General features: G+C 53.5%; 16 protein-coding genes. 1 reads left to right on the forward strand and 15 read right to left on the reverse strand.

The annotated features are described in order from the left end of the window. Window positions 1–3: 3 nt before the first annotated feature. From fliF to sucC, 12 genes are all read right to left on the reverse strand, one after another. Window positions 4–1,572, reverse strand: a complete 1,569-nt coding sequence (fliF, locus tag ACFO9Q_RS01195; protein WP_379177792.1) for a flagellar basal-body MS-ring/collar protein FliF — start codon at window positions 1,570–1,572, stop codon at window positions 4–6. A 42-nt stretch (window positions 1,573–1,614) separates the two neighbouring features. Then, window positions 1,615–1,920, reverse strand: coding sequence for a flagellar hook-basal body complex protein FliE (fliE, locus tag ACFO9Q_RS01200; RefSeq protein WP_379177794.1), 306 nt, complete (start codon window positions 1,918–1,920; stop codon window positions 1,615–1,617). A 27-nt stretch (window positions 1,921–1,947) separates the two neighbouring features. Beyond that, entirely contained in the window at window positions 1,948–2,397 is a 450-nt protein-coding gene (gene flgC / locus ACFO9Q_RS01205) for a flagellar basal body rod protein FlgC (RefSeq protein WP_379177796.1), read from the reverse strand. A gap of 2 nt (window positions 2,398–2,399) precedes the next feature. Then, window positions 2,400–2,813: a flagellar basal body rod protein FlgB gene (gene flgB / locus ACFO9Q_RS01210; RefSeq protein ID WP_379177798.1), complete on the reverse strand. Its 414-nt coding sequence runs from the start codon at window positions 2,811–2,813 to the stop codon at window positions 2,400–2,402. 227 nt (window positions 2,814–3,040) lie between these two features. Continuing rightward, window positions 3,041–3,814 (reverse strand): GTP-sensing pleiotropic transcriptional regulator CodY, encoded by a 774-nt coding sequence (codY, locus tag ACFO9Q_RS01215; protein ID WP_379177800.1) that lies wholly within the window; start codon window positions 3,812–3,814, stop codon window positions 3,041–3,043. A 28-nt stretch (window positions 3,815–3,842) separates the two neighbouring features. Continuing rightward, complete coding sequence (hslU, locus tag ACFO9Q_RS01220; protein ID WP_379177802.1) at window positions 3,843–5,246, reverse strand: ATP-dependent protease ATPase subunit HslU; 1,404 nt, start codon at window positions 5,244–5,246, stop codon at window positions 3,843–3,845. Window positions 5,247–5,277: 31 nt separating this feature from the next. Continuing rightward, window positions 5,278–5,823, reverse strand: a complete 546-nt coding sequence (gene hslV / locus ACFO9Q_RS01225) for an ATP-dependent protease subunit HslV (protein ID WP_379177804.1) — start codon at window positions 5,821–5,823, stop codon at window positions 5,278–5,280. A gap of 21 nt (window positions 5,824–5,844) precedes the next feature. Beyond that, window positions 5,845–7,179: an FADH(2)-oxidizing methylenetetrahydrofolate--tRNA-(uracil(54)-C(5))-methyltransferase TrmFO gene (gene trmFO, locus ACFO9Q_RS01230; RefSeq protein WP_379177806.1), complete on the reverse strand. Its 1,335-nt coding sequence runs from the start codon at window positions 7,177–7,179 to the stop codon at window positions 5,845–5,847. A 35-nt stretch (window positions 7,180–7,214) separates the two neighbouring features. Next, entirely contained in the window at window positions 7,215–9,308 is a 2,094-nt protein-coding gene (topA, locus tag ACFO9Q_RS01235) for a type I DNA topoisomerase (protein WP_379177808.1), read from the reverse strand. Between the two features lie 27 nt (window positions 9,309–9,335). Next, the gene (dprA, locus tag ACFO9Q_RS01240) at window positions 9,336–10,457 is read right to left on the reverse strand and encodes a DNA-processing protein DprA (protein WP_379177810.1); all 1,122 of its coding nucleotides are present in this window, start codon (window positions 10,455–10,457) and stop codon (window positions 9,336–9,338) included. 242 nt (window positions 10,458–10,699) lie between these two features. Continuing rightward, window positions 10,700–11,629 carry a succinate--CoA ligase subunit alpha gene (gene sucD / locus ACFO9Q_RS01245; RefSeq protein ID WP_379178034.1) on the reverse strand — a complete coding sequence of 310 codons (930 nt, stop codon included), beginning with the start codon at window positions 11,627–11,629 and terminating at the stop codon, window positions 10,700–10,702. Window positions 11,630–11,671: 42 nt separating this feature from the next. After that, on the reverse strand, window positions 11,672–12,832 hold the full coding sequence (sucC, locus tag ACFO9Q_RS01250) for an ADP-forming succinate--CoA ligase subunit beta (protein WP_379177812.1): 1,161 nt from the start codon (window positions 12,830–12,832) through the stop codon (window positions 11,672–11,674). Between the two features lie 326 nt (window positions 12,833–13,158). Between sucC and ACFO9Q_RS01255 the strand changes: the two genes are divergently transcribed. Then, window positions 13,159–14,712, forward strand: a complete 1,554-nt coding sequence (locus ACFO9Q_RS01255; protein WP_379177814.1) for a YifB family Mg chelatase-like AAA ATPase — start codon at window positions 13,159–13,161, stop codon at window positions 14,710–14,712. Window positions 14,713–15,188: 476 nt separating this feature from the next. On the opposite strand, the gene ACFO9Q_RS01260 is transcribed toward ACFO9Q_RS01255, so the two are convergent. Genes ACFO9Q_RS01260 through ACFO9Q_RS01270 form a run of 3 tightly spaced genes read right to left on the reverse strand, consistent with a single transcriptional unit; the run spans window position 15,189 to window position 18,135 of the window. Then, on the reverse strand, window positions 15,189–15,593 hold the full coding sequence (locus ACFO9Q_RS01260) for a YraN family protein (protein ID WP_379177816.1): 405 nt from the start codon (window positions 15,591–15,593) through the stop codon (window positions 15,189–15,191). Beyond that, entirely contained in the window at window positions 15,590–15,892 is a 303-nt protein-coding gene (locus ACFO9Q_RS01265; RefSeq protein ID WP_379177818.1) for an EscU/YscU/HrcU family type III secretion system export apparatus switch protein, read from the reverse strand. Before ACFO9Q_RS01265 ends, ACFO9Q_RS01260 begins: the two co-directional genes overlap by 4 nt. Further along, window positions 15,889–18,135 carry a hypothetical protein gene (locus tag ACFO9Q_RS01270; protein ID WP_379177820.1) on the reverse strand — a complete coding sequence of 749 codons (2,247 nt, stop codon included), beginning with the start codon at window positions 18,133–18,135 and terminating at the stop codon, window positions 15,889–15,891. Before ACFO9Q_RS01270 ends, ACFO9Q_RS01265 begins: the two co-directional genes overlap by 4 nt. Window positions 18,136–18,688: the final 553 nt, after the last annotated feature.

Below are 18,688 nucleotides of genomic sequence, written 5' to 3' on the forward strand. Positions count from 1 at the left end.
CCTCTATTCCTCCACTAGCCAAGTACGAAGAAGATTGACGAACTCATCTGGCTTGCGTTTGGCCAATGTTTCAAGATTTTTACGTGCTTGACTGTCATTTTGAAGCGTCTCGATATCCAGAGTCGGATATTCAAGCTTAGCCGGTGCGGAGAGTTCAAGCTCTTCCTCTTCCGCTTGCTTGCGTCTTCGAGCAATGACGAAGATTAGACCACCGATTATAGCAAGCGCAGCAATACCTAGGCCTGCGATCCAAGCCATTGATAATCCGCTTGTTGAGGAGTCACTGCCTTCAGCAAAGTTCTGCGCGATGAGTGAAACCTTTTTGCTAATTAGCACGTCATCATTAACGTTCTGTCCTGAAGCAGCTAGCTGTGCGATCACGACAGACTTCAAGACTCTCTCAAAGCCCGCTCTCGTCTCTTCATCCAGCTTATCCTTCTCCACTCCAACACTGATCGATAAGTCGCTGACTACATAGGGGCTGGAGAGTATATTGTTCGTGATGCGATCTACATCATAATTGGTAATTCTAGAATTATCTTCGGAAGCCGATTCGCCCGAGCCGTTTGCCGCTTGATAGCCAGGAACATCGGTCTCGCCAGTGCCTGCTACTCCACCGGACGCTCCGTCCGTATTTGTTGAGGAGCTGCTCTTCACTTCTTCACTAATAATAATTCCGTTATTGTCGTTATCAGCCAGCGGTCGAACGAGATCTTCCTTCGTCGTCCTTTTCTCGAAGTTTAAGGAGCTGGTTACACTGATGACCAGGTTATCCGAACCAACGATTGGACCGAGGAACTGCTGAAGGTTTTTCTTAAGATCGGTTTCATACTTCCGTTGAATTTGGAACTGTGCATTGACCGTCTCCGCATTGCCTGCTGCGTCCCCGTTCGTCTCTGAAGGAAGCAGCTCGCCTTGCGGACTAGAGATGGTAATATCCTCGATTGCTAGATTGGGAACAGCCGTCTTCACTAGATTGAAGTATCCGTCTACTTCCTTCTGAGAAGGACGATAGCCGCCAGTGAACTTCAGCATGATGGAAGCAGAAGCGCGCTCCGCTTCTTCCGTTGTTAAGAAGACACTGTCTTCGGGAAGATTAACGAGCACATTCGAGCTCTGAACACCTTGCATGCCGTTAAGCAGCTGTTGAATCTCTCCGTTCAATGCGTTGCGGTATTTGACATTGAATTCATTCTCCGTCGTACCGAACTGTGATGAAGACTGCTCGAAGGATTCGAATCCAATGGATCCATTCTGAACTAGGCCCTGAGACCCAACATCGACCTTCACCTTAGATGCTACCGCACTAGGGACGGAGATCGTCTGTCCGTTCGCACCGAGCTCATATGGAATTCCGCTCGCATCTAGATGGGTCATAATAGCTGCTGCATCCGTTGTATCTAAGTTTTGGAAGGCAACTTCATAATCAGTCTTAGTAAAAATTAATGTTAGAATTATGAGAGATAGAATCAATACTCCAACTGTTGCACCTAACCAAATCTTCTGTTTTTTGCCCATCTGACTCCAAAACTGTCCGAGTCTTCCTCGATATTGGGCGAATCTCTCGTTCACGTTGTCACCTCACCCAAATTCTTTGCCGCAGCACGGCTGCGATTATACCTGCATTCGCATAATTTCTTGGTAGGCCTCTACCATTTTGTTGCGAATCTGTGAAGTAAGCTGCAGGCTAAGCTGGGCTTGCTCTGAGGCGATCATGACCGCTGATACATCCACTTCGCCGATAATGAATTTATCGTTCATTTTATGTACGTTTTGTTCTTGGGCGCTAACCCCGTTGATGGCTTGCTCGAGATAATCTCCGAACGACTGGGTTAGCTGTGCTGGCGTCGCCTGCATCTTGGCTGCTTGTCCTAGCGTGTTAGCGGGCTGAACAGCCTGAAGTGTGATAGGTTGAATCATGAAGTATCGTTATCCTCCTTCTGTAAGTTATCTGCCGATTTCCATAGCCTTCATGAACATGGACTTGGATGCATTCAGCGCCGTTACATTCGCTTCATAGGAACGGGACGCTGCAATCATATCAACCATTTCCTTCGTCACATCCACATTAGGCATATGAACATACCCCTTCGCGTCCGCGTCGGGATGAGTAGGATTGTAGACTAGCTTAGTCGGTGTCTGATCTTCCACTACACGGCTCACCTTCACACCAGGAGCTGAAGTGCCGGTTCCTAACTGCTCTCCCAGCACATCGGAGAACTTACGCTGCATCGGCTCGAGTACAACCATCTTGCGCTTATACGGAATGAATTCTCCATTCACATAGCTGGCTCTTGTCGTTTCGGCATTAGCGATATTGGACGAGATGACATCCATTCTTAACCGCTGAGCGGTTAAGGCTGAAGCGCTAATGTCGAAGCCATTCGTAATCTTCACTATTAACCTCTCCCCTCAATCGCGGTTCTCATCATCGTGACATCATGATTAATCTGTTGAACATAGAAGTTATACCGAAGCTGATTTTTCGCAAGGAGCGACATTTCACGATCAATGTCGACATTATTTTTGTTATTGTTCATGAGCGTGCGATCTTCACGAACAACGGCAGCTAGAGGCTGCTCACTGGGAGCGCCAATGACCATATGCTTCGTGTCCGTTCTTCTGCCATTCAGCTTGGTCTCTTGTCCAGTGCCCATTTGCTTCGTCAGTAATTCTTCGAAAACAACCTCGGATCGCTTGAAATTAGGCGTATCTGCGTTAGCCACATTGTCAGAGATGACGCGCTGCCGCATTTCGGCTGCTTGTAGAGAACCTTCTAACCTGCCAAATGCTGCGCCATTTAACAAATTCACGTTGTATTCACCACTTTCCTGATGAGAGATTTCTCATTTTACTATTCAACAGAATATCGCTCATTCCTGCTAAGTTCGACAGGAAAAATTAAAAAAATGAGACGAATCTGTCGACTTTTGCCGATATGCTAATCTTCATCAATTTCCTATTTTATTACAATAAGAAAAAAGCCCTATCTTTTATTAAGATAGGGTTTCAACTGGGCATATAGTCCCGATTTTAAATTTTAGCTTGATTTTAATTTACTTAGCTCTTGAAGCAGCTGGTGATTCAATATTTTGATATAGGTTCCCTTCATGCCAAGCGATCTCGTCTCAATTACACCAGCGCTCTCCAGCTTGCGCAGCGCGTTCACGATGACTGACCGGGTAATGCCTACACGATCAGCTATCTTAGAAGCGACGAGCAGGCCTTCCTTGCCGTCGAGCTCCTCAAATATATGGTCTACCGCTTCGAGCTCACTGAAGGAGAGAGAGCCGACAGCCACGGCCACAACAGCACGGCTGCGTGCCTCTTGTTCTACCTCTTCAGCCCGCTCGCGCAAGATCTCCATGCCGACAATCGTGGAGCCATATTCCGCTAGGATAAGATCATCATCATCGAAGGACCCGCTCTCTCTTGTGAGCACGAGCGTACCTAGCCGGTCGCCTCCACCGATGATGGGGACGACTGTCATCACTTCCTGATTGCCGAGCGGAGGGAATGTCCGGCTGACGCCGACATCCGGCTGCACATTGGTGACAGGCTCCTGCAGGTCTAGGAACCTTGCATTGCTGTCAATAGGGAATCTCAGCTCCTCCACAGACATCGCGCGCATCGCATCATGCTCATATACGCCTGCAGCCGCACAGCCTAGAATTTTCCCTCTGCGGCTGACGACGAATACGTTCGTCTGTATCGTACTGCATAATACCTCGGCCATCTCGCGGAAGTTCAACGCCTTCCCTGCTGCTCTCTGCAGCAGTCGATTAAGCGTTCTTGTCTTGGTTAATAACGTCATGCCATTGCCTCCCAGAAGCTGCTTACACTTACAGTATATATTGGCTCAGATCGCGATTCTGCGCAATGCTGGCCAGCTTGTCACGCACATATTCAGGCGTTATGGTCATCTCTTCCAGATTCAGATCAGGCGCTTCGAAGGATAAGTCCTCCAGCAGCTTTTCCAGGATCGTATGCAATCTTCTTGCACCAATGTTCTCCGTATTCCGATTCACGTCTGCTGCAATGGAAGCCAGCTCCTTAATCGCCTCATCGGAGAATTCAATGTGAATGCCTTCCGTCTGCAGCAAGGCAGCATATTGCTTCGTCAGAGCGTTCTTCGGTTCCTTCAATATACTGATGAAGTCATCGAGACTTAGGCTCGTGAGTTCCACCCGAATGGGGAACCGCCCTTGAAGCTCCGGTATGAGGTCAGCCGGCTTCGCAATATGGAACGCGCCTGCTGCGATGAACAGGACATAGTCCGTCTTGACCGGACCATACTTCGTCATCACCGTCGAGCCTTCGACGATTGGCAGAATATCGCGCTGTACCCCTTCACGGGACACATCAGGCCCTGACCCTCGGGAAGGGCTGGCAATCTTATCAATCTCATCGATGAAAATAATGCCGGACTGCTCCGCCCGCTGGACAGACTCCGCAATGACATCGTCCATGTCGATCAGCTTCCCAGCTTCCTCCAGCGTCAGTACCTTGCGCGCTTCTCTAACTGGAAGCTTGCGCTTCTTCGTCCGCTTCGGCATGAACTGCCCCAGCATCTCCTGCATATTCATGCCGCCCATTCCTTCAGGCCCTTGGCCGGACAGCATGTCGAGCATATTGGGAGAAGTATCCTCCACCTCGATCTCGATTACTTCATTCTCGAGAAGCCCCGCAGCCAGCTGTTCTTTTATGTCCTTGCGTTTATGAATAATCGTCTCGTCATGCTCAGGCTCCTCAACCGATTCATTGGAGGACTGCTGATTGCCGAACAGCATCTCGAACGGATTTTTCTGTGACTTGGTCTTCGCTCGGGAAGGGACAAGCAGGGTGACGATACGCTCATTAGCCAGCTTCTCCGCACGGTCCTTCACCTTCTCGGTCTTCTCTAGCTTCACCATCCGTATTGAGGTCTCGACGAGATCACGCACCATCGATTCCACATCACGGCCGACATATCCGACCTCTGTGAACTTCGTCGCTTCGACCTTCACGAACGGTGCATGCACCAGCTTCGCCAGGCGGCGGGCAATCTCGGTCTTGCCGACACCGGTTGGTCCAATCATTAGAATGTTCTTCGGAACGATCTCATCGCGTATCGATTCCTCGAGCCGGCTACGGCGATACCGATTGCGCAGCGCAATTGCGACTGAGCGCTTGGCCGCCTTCTGACCCACAATATATTTGTCCAGCTCTGCGACGATCTGCCGCGGTGTCAGCGCTTCATTCACCATGAATGGATCCCCTCCGCCTTGAATAGAATGGTCAGCCAATCTCTTCGACAATAATGTTGCGATTCGTATATACACAGATGTCAGCTGCGACCTCCAGCGACGAACGAGCCATCTCTGCAGCGGTCAAGTCGACTGCATGCCGCTTCAGTGCTCGAGCTGCTGATAGCGCGAAGCTGCCGCCTGACCCGATTGCAAGGATGCCGTCATCCGGTTCAATGATCTCACCATTGCCTGAGATGAGCAGCAAGCCTTCCTTATCCATGACGAGCATCATCGCTTCCAGCCGGCGCAGCACACGGTCAGAACGCCATTCCTTGGCGAGCTCCACCGCTGCACGCTGCAGATTGCCGTGATGCTCTTCAAGCTTCGCCTCGAACTTCTCGAATAGGGTGATCGCGTCAGCGACAGATCCGGCGAAGCCGGCGGCCACTTGCCCGCGATACAGCCTTCTTACCTTCTTGGCCGAACTCTTCATAACCATGCTGTTCCCGAATGTGACCTGACCGTCCCCTGCAATAGCACCCTTGCCATTATGGCGAACAGCGCAGATGGTAGTCGCATGAAATTGCATTTCCATGTGATTCAGCCTCCAGCATGATTAGATTTGCGTTACATACCCGAGCTCATCTTGCTTGAACCGCTCCAGTCCTTCCAAGGCGCGATTCGCGATCGCTTCATTCTTCTCCTTCTTGCTCTTCAGCCGCTTCTCCAGCGGAGGGAACAGGCCGAAGTTCGCATTCATCGGTTGGAAGTGCTTGAAGTCCGCTGTCGTAATATATTGCGCCATTGAACCAAGCGTCGTATCTGAAGGGAGGACAACCGGCTCTAGACCCTTCGCCACTCGCGCAGCGTTAAGGCCTGCTACAAGCCCGGATGCTGCCGATTCTACGTAACCCTCTACGCCTGTCATCTGACCGGCGAAGAACAGCGTATCCCGTTCCTTGTGCTGGTACGTCGGACGCAGCGCTCGCGGAGAATTGATGAACGTATTGCGGTGCATGACACCGTATCTGACAAACTCTGCATTCTCAAGGCCAGGAATGAGCGAGAATACACGCTTCTGCTCGCCCCACTTCAAGTGGGTCTGGAAGCCAACCAGGTTGTACAGCGTACCGGCTGCATTATCCTGGCGAAGCTGGATAACGGCGTGAGGCAGCTTGCCTGTATGCGGATTAACTAGCCCGACCGGCTTCATTGGTCCGAACAGTACGGTCTGCTTGCCGCGGGAAGCAATTACTTCTATTGGCATACAGCCTTCGAAGTATACTTCCTTCTCGAAGTCCTTAATCTCTGCCTTCTCAGCTGTGACTAAGGCTTCATGGAAGATATTGAACTCCTCTTCCGTCATCGGGCAGTTGAGGTAAGCTGCTTCACCCTTATCATATCTGGATGCCAGATACACCTTGCTCATGTCGATGGAGTCCTTCTCTACGATCGGAGCAGCTGCGTCGTAGAAGTAGAAGTACTCCTCTCCGAGCAGATCCCTGATCTGCGCCGACAAGGCTGGCGCTGTGAGCGGTCCTGTCGCAATGACGACCAGACCGTCCTTCGGAATCTCGCTCACTTCTTCATTACGCACCTCAATGAGCGGATGCTCCTTCAGGAGCCTCGTCACTTCACCGGAGAAGCCGTCACGGTCGACCGCAAGCGCTCCTCCTGCAGGTACCGCATTACGGTCCGCGCAGCCTAGTATTAAGGAATCCAGCCGGCGCATCTCTTCCTTGAGCACGCCTACCGCATTAGCCAGCCCATTCGCGCGAAGGCTGTTGCTGCAGACGAGCTCTGCGAATTGATCGGTATGGTGAGCCGGTGTCTTCGACACCGGACGCATCTCATATAGAATTACATTGACACCTTGCGCGGCAATCTGCCATGCAGCCTCGCTGCCGGCCAGACCTGCGCCGATGACGGTTACAGTTGGAAATTCAGACAAAACAAATACCTGCCTCTCTATTGATGAAAAATAATCTATGCTTGCTCGTGCTCTTCAGGCAGCTCTTCCGAATAGTCACAGGCGGTACATTGCAGCCTGGTGCCGTTCTTGTTCCGCTTCTCTACAAGCATTGTCTCACACTTCGGACATGGCTTGCCGGATGGCTTATCCCAGGAGACATAGTCACAGCCCGGATATTGATCGCAGCCATAGAAGATTCTGCCCTTCTTGCTGCGGCGCTCAATAATCTTGCCTTCCGCGCACTTCGGACAATGAACGCCGATATCCTTGACAATGGGCTTCGTATTCCTGCAATCCGGGAAGCCTGAGCAAGCTAGGAACTTGCCGAACCGGCCCATCTTGTAGACGAGATGGCGTCCGCACTTCTCACAGATCTCGTCGGACACCTCATCTTGAATCTCGATCTCCTTCATCTCTTCCTCAGCTACTTCAAGACGCTTCTCGAACGACTCGTAGAAGGCGGCCAGCACCTTCACCCAGTCCTGCTTGCCTTCCTCCACATGGTCAAGATCTCCCTCCATGTGAGCGGTGAACTCGGCATCAAGAATCTCGGGGAAGAACTCCTCCATTAGCTGAATGACGAGCTCTCCCAGCTCCGTAGGCATGAACTTCTTCTCTTCAATTGCGACATAGCCGCGCTTCTGAACCGTCTCCAGCGTAGGGGCATAAGTACTTGGACGACCTATCCCCAGCTCTTCGAGCGTGCGCACCAGCCGTGCTTCCGTATAACGCGGAGGCGGCTGCGTGAAGTGCTGCTTCGGCTCTATCGTATCGGTCTGAACGACATCACCGACCGCAATGGGAGGCAAGAACTTCTCTTCCTCTACGGTGCCGTCATCGTTCCCTTCCACATAGACCTTCATGAAGCCCGGGAACTTCACCTTAGATCCGGTAGCGCGGAAGGTAACGTCTCCGGACTGCAGATCAACTGTCATCGTATCGAGCACTGCGGATGACATCTGGGAGGAGACGAATCTCTCCCAGATCAGCTTGTATAGTCTATGTTGATCACGGCTTAGATAAGGCTTCATCGTCTCCGGATCACGAAGAATTGACGTCGGACGAATCGCCTCATGCGCATCCTGCGAATTGCTATTCTTCTTCGTATAGACTCTCGGCTGCTCTGGGAAGAAGGGCGCGCCATACTTCTCCGTAATGTACTCCTTCGCCTCTTCCTGTGCGACCGGAGAGATTCTGGTTGAATCCGTACGCATATAGGTAATGAGACCAACCGTACCTTCCTTGGCTAGATCCACACCCTCGTAGAGCTGCTGAGCGACCGACATCGTCTTCGATGCCCGGAAGCCCAGCTTACGAGCCGCTTCCTGCTGCAGGGAGCTCGTAATGAAGGGAGGTGCCGGGTTGCGCAGCCGTTCCTTCTCCTTCACTTCCGATACGGTGAAGGTGTTATCGCCCATTGCATCCAGCACGGCTTGCATCTCAGCTTCACTGCCAAGCTCGCGCTTCTCGCCGCCAATGGAATGGTACTTGGCATCGAAGGACGTGCCATTCTGCTTCAGCCCCGCGGTAATGGACCAATATTCCTCCGGAATGAAGGCATCGATCTCATTCTCACGGTCGATAATGAGCTTCACGGTAACCGATTGCACCCGTCCAGCGGACAGCCCTTTTTTCACCTTTTTCCACAGAAGCGGACTGATCTTGTAGCCGACCAAGCGATCTAGTATTCTTCGCGCTTGCTGCGCATTCACAAGATCCATATCAATCTTCCGCGGTGTCTTGAAGGCATCCTTCACGGCTTGCTTCGTTATCTCATTGAAGACGACCCGGCAAGTATCCGACTCATCCAGATCCAGATAATGCGCCAGATGCCACGCAATCGCTTCACCTTCGCGATCCGGGTCAGCCGCCAGATAGACTTTTTTTACTTTTTTGCTTGCATCCTTCAATTCCTTCAGGACGCTGCCTTTGCCTCGAATCGTTATATATTTGGGGTGAAAATCATTCTCCACCTCGACGCCAATCTGGCTCTTCGGCAAATCGCGAATATGGCCCATGGAAGCCTTAACGATAAACTTGCTTCCCAAATATTTGCCGATAGTTTTCGCTTTGGCCGGTGATTCGACGATAACTAATGAATCTGCCACGGTAGGCGCCTCCTCTCTCCACTGTTGCTACAATGCCATATATATTGAACCGGATTGCTGCTGGATCTTCCGTTTTATAGTTAAATTTATCAGAAGTGCGTTCAAATGTCCAAACGGAAGGGCAGACAGCTCGTGTAGTTCATTCATAGTTAACGGCTTTTCTTGCAAAATTCTGTATAGTCTGTCTTCTTCTTCGGTTAGGATAGGCTCCGCTGCACGAGCGCTTCTGCCTCCTGCGGCAGCCTCTCTCCGGAGCTTCTCTAGCTGCCCCTGAAGAGGAGTCAGCTCCGCAATCACATCCGCTGCGCTTGTGATCAGCTTAGCCCCGCTGTCTCGAATCAAATGATTCGTGCCCACACTCTTCGGAGAGTTGATAGGACCTGGAACCGCGAACACCTCTCGAGAAGCCTGTATGGCCATATCAGCGGTAATAAGCGAACCGCTGCTCACAGCCGCCTCGACTACGATTGTTCCAAAAGTCATCCCTGCTATGATCCGATTGCGCAGCGGGAACATGCCTGGATGGAGCTTCACACCCATCGGTGTCTCCGTAATGACAAGTCCCTGCTCGGCAATCCTTCGGTATAAGGACTGATGATTCGGGGGGTAGACCTCATTGATCCCGGTCCCCATCACAGCAATCGTGCTGCCTGGACCCTTCAATGCAGCCTCATGTGCGAGACTATCCACTCCGCTGGCGAGTCCACTTACAATCGTCAAGTACTCATGCGAGAGCTCCTCCGCGAGCTTCATCGTTGTGTGCTTACCATACGCACTTGGAACGCGGGTGCCGACAATTGCCAGCAGCGGCCTAGTGAGCAGCTCTATTCGACCCTTCGCATACAGCACCCAAGGATAATCAGCAATCTGCTTCAGAGGTTCAGGATACTCTTCATCCATATAGGTAACGATTGTCGCTCCCACCTGCTCATATAGCTTCTCGACCTTCTCATAGCTCATCTGCATCGCTGCAGCTGCCGCATTCGCTTGCTGCGGCTTCAGGCCAAGCTCCCTCCATCTCTCTGCCCGCATGTTCCGATCGTCTTGCCACATGGCAGCTGATACCGCCTTGTTAATCGTATGCCAACCGATATTCGGCGTCTCATGAAGTCTAATAATCATCTCTCGGCATTCATTCTTCTGGTTCATATCCGGTCATCCCCTCATAGGCGGCCCGGTCTTGCATTCTATCCTATTGTGCTTCACATCATATAAGAATGCAAGCGAGCCTGCAAATTAGCAATCACAATACAACTGCAGTCATGGATTCTGTACCGTTCAGCGCAAAACCAAAAAAAAGCAACCTGACAACACCCGTTAACGGGTAGTTGAAAGGTTGCTTACCTTCATTAAATACATATGAACTTACATGGTCACAAATCGGCCCCGAATTAACGAGTCAAGCAAGTCTCAAGCAGACCGCGCTCTTCAAGCACGCTTACGAGAGTGGAGCCCATCTCCGATGGAGTTGGAGCAACCTTGATGCCGCAAGCTTCAAGCGTAGCGATCTTCTCAGCCGCTGTACCCTTGCCGCCGGAGATAATCGCGCCAGCATGTCCCATACGCTTGCCTTCAGGAGCCGTTGCGCCGCCGATGAAGCCGACAACCGGCTTCTTCATGTTCGCCTTCACCCATTCAGCAGCTTCTTCTTCCGCTGTACCGCCAATCTCACCGATCATGATGACCGCATAAGTATCCGGATCTTCATTGAACATGTTCAGAATGTCAATGAACTCAGAGCCCTTAACCGGGTCTCCGCCGATACCGACAGCAGAGGATTGTCCAATGCCGCGAGTGGTGAGCTGATGAACCGCTTCGTAAGTCAGTGTTCCAGAGCGGGATACGACACCTACGTGGCCCTTCGTATGAATGTAGCCCGGCATGATGCCGATCTTGCATTCGCCTGGAGTAATCACGCCTGGACAGTTAGGTCCGATCAGACGTGTCTTGCGGCCTTCCATGTAACGAGTGACACGAACCATGTCAAGTACAGGAATGCCTTCTGTAATGCAGATCGCGAGGTCAAGCTCAGCATCTACCGCTTCCATGATGGCGTCTGCAGCGAATGCAGGCGGTACATAGATAACCGATGCGTTCGCACCAGTTGCAGCTACTGCTTGAGCAACCGTGTTGAATACCGGCAGAGATACAGTTGAACCGTTCTCCAGCGTAATGTCAACGTTCGTTCCGCCCTTGCCAGGTGTAACGCCGCCAACCATTTGCGTGCCGTAATCAAGTGCGCCCTTGGCATGGAACAAGCCGGTTGCACCAGTAATCCCTTGTGTAATAACCTTCGTATCTTTGTTAACGAGAATACTCACCTTCAACTCACATCCCCTGATCGAATTCGTATGCGTACGTTCTTACTTAACGAGAGCGACAATCTTCTGAGCGCCGTCCGCCATGGAGTCTGCCGCTACGATGTTCAATCCTGATTCATTCAGGATCTGCTTGCCAAGGTCAACGTTCGTGCCTTCCAGACGGACAACGAGCGGACGGTCCAGACCGATCTGCTTCGCCGCTTCAACTACACCGTTAGCGATGACGTCGCAGCGCATAATGCCGCCGAAGATGTTAACGAAGATTCCCTTCACCTTCTCGTCGGAGAGAATAATCTTGAATGCTTCAGTTACCTTCTCCGTCGTCGCACCGCCCCCTACATCTAGGAAGTTGGCCGGGTCTCCGCCGTAATACTTAATGATGTCCATCGTTGCCATCGCAAGACCGGCACCGTTAACCATACAGCCGATGTTCCCGTCAAGAGCAATGTAGCTCAGGTCGTACTTCGAAGCTTCGATCTCCTTCGCATCTTCCTCTTCGAGGTCGCGCAGCTCAAGAATATCCTTGTGACGGTACAGCGCATTGGAATCGAAGTTCAGCTTCGCATCCAGCGCCATTACGTTGCCGTCGCCAGTTACTACGAGCGGATTAATCTCAGCAATCGAGCAATCCTTCTCTACGAATGCCGTGTACAGAGCCAGCATGAACTTCACCGTCTTGTTCACAAGCTCATTCGGGATATTAATGGAGTAAGCCAGCTTGCGAGCTTGATAAGCTTGCAGGCCAACAGCCGGATCTACTACTTCTTTGAAGATTTTCTCAGGCGTGTTATGGGCCACTTCTTCAATGTCCATGCCGCCTTCCTCTGAAGCCATCATAACGACGCGGCCTGTCCCACGGTCAACAACGACGCCGATATAGTATTCCTTCTTGATGTCGCAGCCTTGTTCGATCAGAAGGCGCTTAACTTCCTTGCCTTCAGGGCCTGTCTGGTGAGTAACGAGCACCTTGCCGAGAATCTCGCTCGCATACGTGCGAACCTCATCGATGCTTTTCGCTACCTTGACGCCCCCTGCTTTACCGCGTCCGCCAGCATGGATTTGAGCTTTCACGACAACGACCGGTGTTCCGAGCGCTTTTGCCGCTTCTACTGCTTCATCAACCGAGAAGGCTACTTTGCCTTCAGGTACGAGAACCCCATACTGTTTCAGGACTTCTTTGCCTTGATACTCATGGATATTCATTGTCGAAAATCCTCCATTTCACAGACTAAATCAGTCATATACACAAACCTCTATTATAATAACACTTATTTTATAGTCTTTCCTCCTTTTTCTGAATGCAGGAGACGCTTTTTTGATATGATACTTATCTCAATTCGAGAATGAAAAACAACAATGAACCTATAATTAAAATGGCTAATGTCCATATAATGGTTGTTGATAGGTGTAACTATACATTGACACAGACGCATCTCTTGGAATACGATGGAAATAGGAAGCAAGCAACAACGGACCCGTGAGGAAGCACCTACATCCGTCTTATTCGGAGTGGAGGTGCTTTTTTTGTCATGTTCAGCTTAATGCACAGTTCAAGTGTCTATGGGGTTGAGGGGAAGGGCATAGCAGTAGAGGTCGATATATCCAGCGGCTTGCCGCAAGTATCTGTAGTTGGTCTTCCGGATCCCGCTGTGCGGGAATCAGTCGAAAGGGTGCGAGCCGCAATTAAGAACTGCGGGTTCACCTTCCCGCTGGACCGCATCACCGTTAATCTCGCTCCTGCCGATCTTCGCAAGGAAGGCACCGCCTTCGATCTGGCAATTGCCGCCGGGGTACTGACCGCCAGCGGTCAATTGCCTGCCGAGCTATTCCACGGCATGCTGCTAATCGGTGAGCTGTCGCTGGACGGCAGCATTCGTCCGGTGCCCGGCGTATTATCCATGATGGAGCAAGCGAAGCTATCCGGCATGAGCAAGGTGCTGCTCCCTACGCGGAATGCGCCTGAAGCAGCATGGATCAGCGGCATGAAGTTGTATGCGCTGGAGCATCTAGCGCAGCTGAAGTCGGCTGCGCTGGGCGCTGCATTCGATTGGTCAGAGATTGAGTATGCAGGAATCAGCGGTGAGACGGATGAGCATTCAGGGGCTAATCATGAAGGGGACCATGCCGAGGCACTTGGAGATTATAGAGATGTGCTGGGACAGCAGCAGGCCAAGCGCGCCATGCTTATCTCAGCCAGCGGAAAACATAATGTTCTGCTTGCAGGTCCACCTGGAAGCGGCAAGACGATGCTCATTCGCCGGCTGCCTACGATTCTCCCGCCTCTGACGGAGGAGGAAGCGCTCGAGGTTACGAAGATCTACAGCATCGCCGGCAAGCTTATGTCGGCTAACGGATTAATGAGGACTGCCCCCTTCCGCTCTCCTCATCATACGATCTCATCCGGAGGACTCATCGGGGGAGGCTCCATTCCGAAGCCGGGCGAGGTTACACTCGCCCATCATGGGGTGCTTTTCCTAGATGAGCTGCCTGAATTCAGCAGAGCCGTGCTGGAGGTGCTTCGCCAGCCGCTCGAGGATCGATTCGTCACGATTGCCCGCTCTAAGGCGGTGTTCCGATTCCCTGCTGGACTGATGCTCGCAGCGTCGATGAATCCTTGCCCATGCGGCTATCGCGGCCATGATTACGGTGACCGCTTCTGCACCTGCAGCCCAAGCTCCATCGCCCGGTATCAGTCCCGAATGTCCGGACCTCTGCTCGACCGCATCGATCTCCAGCTGGAAGTGCCCAGACCTACGATCAGCGAATACACCACGTCAGGGATGTCCTCGGCAGAGATGCGCAATCTCGTGCTGGAAGCTAGAGAGCGGCAGGCTGCCCGGAGCAGGAGACAGGGGATGAGCGGAGATGAGCTCTTAGCAGGAGCCTCTCTCAGACGCGCCATACAGCTGAAGAGCGAGGCTGTGAAGCTGATGGAGGACGCCTTCGACGCGCTTGGCATATCGATGAGAGCGTATGATCGAATCCTGAAGCTGGCACGGACGATTGCAGATGTCGAACAGAGCGACTCAGTCGAAGCGGTACATGTTGCGGAAGCCATTCAGTACCGGCGTTCGGGTGGATGACGGGTAGGAACAGGTGTCAATGCGGTGTGTTGGTGAGGGGTGGGATGACGTAACAGTGCGGGATGGGATGGCAGGATGGGATTACGATGCAGTGCGGAGGTTGGTGTGGGATGGATTGACGTAACAGGGCGGAGTGGGAGTACAGGACGGATTACCTAGCAGTTCGGTGGGTTGGTGAGGGATGGATTGACGTAACAAGTGCGAGTTGGCAGTACAGGATGGGATTACGATGTAGTGTAGGGGTTAGTGAGGGATGGATTGACGTTATAGGGGCGGAGTGGGAGTACAGGACGGATTACCCAGCAGTTCGGTGGGGGTGGGATTACTATGCAGGTTCGGGGGGTGACTCGGTGTGGAATCGCGCAGCAGCGCGGGACGTCAATGACATTTATATTGAGGAGATATCAAGTGCAATTATGGTAGTCATGTCAGTAGAATGATCTGACGCCATATGGATAAGGGGCGTTCTAGCTGGACTAGAACGCTCCTTCTATATGTCTCAGCTCAAGGATTGACAGTTGATAATCCATGAGCACGGTAATGACATCGAATCGAACGCTTCGATCTGACGCCCTGACCCCTCTTCTATACACCTCGGACGTTAATCGAACCTGCAGCTGCTTGCGCGCATCGACCGATTCAGCCGCTGTTCCGAAGCGCCCGCCCGCTCTTCGAGCTCTAACCTCGACAATGATGAGTATCTCTCCATATTCGGCGATGATGTCTAGCTCACCTGTCCGGCAGCGCCAATTCCGCTCTACGATGCGATGGCCTGATTCCAGCAGATAGGCAGCAGCAGCCTCCTCCCCGACTCTCCCCACAGTCTGACGACGAGAACCGCTGGACGGACGGGTTGAGCCTCCTTCCGCCGCAGAACTCATACGTAATCCCTCGCCTTCTGATCTGATCGATAGACGAAGCTGAGTATCTCTGCTACTAATGTGTACAATTCGGCTGGAATCTCTTGATTCACATCCAGCTTAGAGAGCACCTCGACGAGTGACGCATCCTCCTGAATGGGCACACCGTTCTCCATTGCCTTCTGCAGGATGAGATCGGCGATATGCCCTTGCCCCTTGGCGGCAAGGACGGGAGCAGCCTTCTCTCCCGGCTCATACTTCAGTGCGACCGCTCTTCGCAGCGGCTGCGGCTTCTTATCCTGCTGGTCGTCTGACGTCATGCCTTCAGATCCACTCCTCTGTATCGATTGGAGGCGAATTCCGTCAAGTCTGGCGGAAGCTGAGGCTTCGCTGACTTATCAAGAGGCACTTCTACCTGGGCCGACGAGTCAGGAATGACAGTCGTCCGTAGAGATAACAGCTGATATCCAGCTCTGCCGAGTGCCTCGGAGACCTCCTGTCGCGAGCTCTCGGTCAGCTCGCCGAGCAGCGGATGGTTGTTCCACAGATTAAGACTGACGATCTTGTCCACGACATGCACGTCCACAAGCGTCGTCCCGAGCGTCTTCATCTGCAGGTCGAACAAGAGTCGGCAATTATCCGCGTCCAGCTCACCCTTGCGTCCGCGGCTCGTCTGGATATGGACAGATGCCGTCTGACTGCCATCCGGTCCGTTCAGCGGGATGAACATGGTCACATGGGAGAACAACGCGCCGCCCCGCTCTGGGGTCAGCAGCAGTTGCTGACCCGTTATCTGTTGAAGGAGCTGCTGCGCAGGCTCCTTGATCGACGCAGGGAGGCCATCGGCTGCGACTAGCGACAGCAGCGCGCTCTTGAGCGACTCCTGCGTCAGCGGAGGCTGTCCGTCAGCAGCGGCTGCGCCCGCTGACGGGAGCATCGCCGCAGCAGAGCCGGCGATGCGCTCTTGCAGGGCGGGCTGCTCCGTCAGGAGAGCAGCCTGCCCCAGGCCGGCAGCCGCATGAGCCGCGGAGAGCGGCGGCTGCGGCTGGCCGGCAGGCGGCGGGGCTGCGCCTGCGGCCCCGCCGGGGCTTGCTTGAGGCGGCCCAGCTAGGCTGGCCGCCGGCAGTGGGCTCTGGGCAGCAGGCGGCTGGCCCTGCTGGGCCGGCGGCTGCCCGGAGCTTGCACTGCTGCTCACCAGCGAGCGGGCGAGCTGGTGCTCGTGGTCTACCCCGAGCCACTTGATGAACTGGCCAAGCCAGTTCGGTGACGGGGCTCCCGGGGCTGCTGCCCCCGGCGCCATGCCCGGCGGGGCTTGCAGCGCCCCCGCATGCGCGGACGGCGCAGATGTACCAGTACCCCCAGGCACACCAACACCTGCTCCGTTCCCCATTCCGTTGCCTGCACCTGTACCAGCTGATGCGCTTGAACCAGCCCCTAACCCTAAAGCTATCGTTCCACCTGCCCCTGATCCTGTACTTACACCTATACCTGCACCTGCACCTGATCCAGCTCCTGGCCCGAGTGCTGCCACTGATGCCCCAGCTAATCCCGCTCCAGACCCGTTTGCTGCCACTGATGCCCCAGCTAATCCGGCTCCAGGCCCCATTGCAGATCCTGCTGCTACGGCTGCAGCCCCTGAGGTTCCAGACACTCCAGCTGCAGAACCCGCAACTGCCCCAGTAGTCCCTGCTAATCCTGCTGTAGAGCCAGCAGTTGCTCCTGCCGAGCCAGCCCCAGCCCCAGAGCCAGCTGCCCCAGCTTGTCCGGCTGCAGAGCCTGCAAGTCCAACAGCTCCTGACGCGGAACCGCCAGCTGGTCGAAGCTCAGAGCCATCGCCGGTCGCACCTTGCAGCAGCGCTGCTCCCTGTGCGAGCACAGCGGCAAGCTTCGCCGCCGCTTGCTGCGCAGCAGCTGCCGCAGCTCCACCAGCCTTGCTGCCACCATGCGCCCCATCTCCATCGAGCGCTTCGCCGCTGCCACCGAAGGAAGCCGCCTGCTCCTGCAGCACAGCAATTAGTTCATGCGCAGGGCGCCCGAACATGACTTGCTGCAGCGCACCTACCGTGGCGCCTGTGATCGGCAGCCCTCGCTTCAGCCCCGCGACGGCCGCCCGCATCCACTGCTCCGCATTCGCGCCTGGCGGCATCGCTGCTGCTGCAGCCTTAAGCGCTGCGGCCGTCTCACGGCCGAGCGGAATACCTTCCCGCCGCAGCTCGCGCACGAGCTCGAGCGCCCACTTCTGCTCCGGCAGGCCTAGAGTCTTGGCCCACTGCTTCAGAGACTCATCAGGCAAGGAAGCAGAGCCCTGCTCCACTTGCTTCAGGACAATCTGCCCGGCCGTCGACTGTGGCTGCACCTGCAGCAGCGCAGCTTGGCCAGCCTGCATGGGAGAGTCCAGGCGTGCTCTGACCTGCACGCCGTTCACCTGCACAATTCCTTCGTTATGGTCGAGCACTTGCATAACTACACCGCGAACAACTTGGCCTACCTTCAGCTCCATCGTCCGGCCTTCCCCAGCGGTCGTCTCGCCCAGCAGGCTTCTCATCATCTGACTTATATTCATTACGCACCGCTCCTACGTCGTTTTCCCCAAGTCTACCTCTATCTAACTACATATCCGAACTCCCTCACACCTAATCATTATCGGTCGAATCCTCTATCTCATTTACGTTTCTGCCCTCAATTTATGAACTTTATCGATGTGACATAGATCACCTTAACAATGTTTTTCCCTGTTAACTCAGTACTGACAGCAACCTGGAGCTGGTTTAACGAGGATTATCCTCGTTAATTCCCCTCAAACCTTCATATCGGCGGGTCAGATTCACCTTAACAATGATTTTCCTTGTTAACTCATTACCTTCAGTCACCTACAGCTGGCTTAACGAGGATTATCCACGTTAACTCCCCCTACGCAACCAATGCATTGACGCTCTAAGAACTGCGTTAGCACGCGAAGCTCCCAGCATGCAGTGTGGCGTTGCATCAAGGCGGTCGCCCCCTAGAATTCTCCACTTAATACCTATCTCCCTGTCTTCCTGCTGTCTTCCTCCTGTCTTCCTATCTACCTATATCTACCTATCCACCTATCCCCCCCTCCAACAAGCCCCCCCTTC

The sequence above is a fragment of the Paenibacillus sp. GCM10023252 genome (assembly GCF_042653305.1).
GTDB lineage: Bacteria > Bacillota > Bacilli > Paenibacillales > Paenibacillaceae > Pristimantibacillus.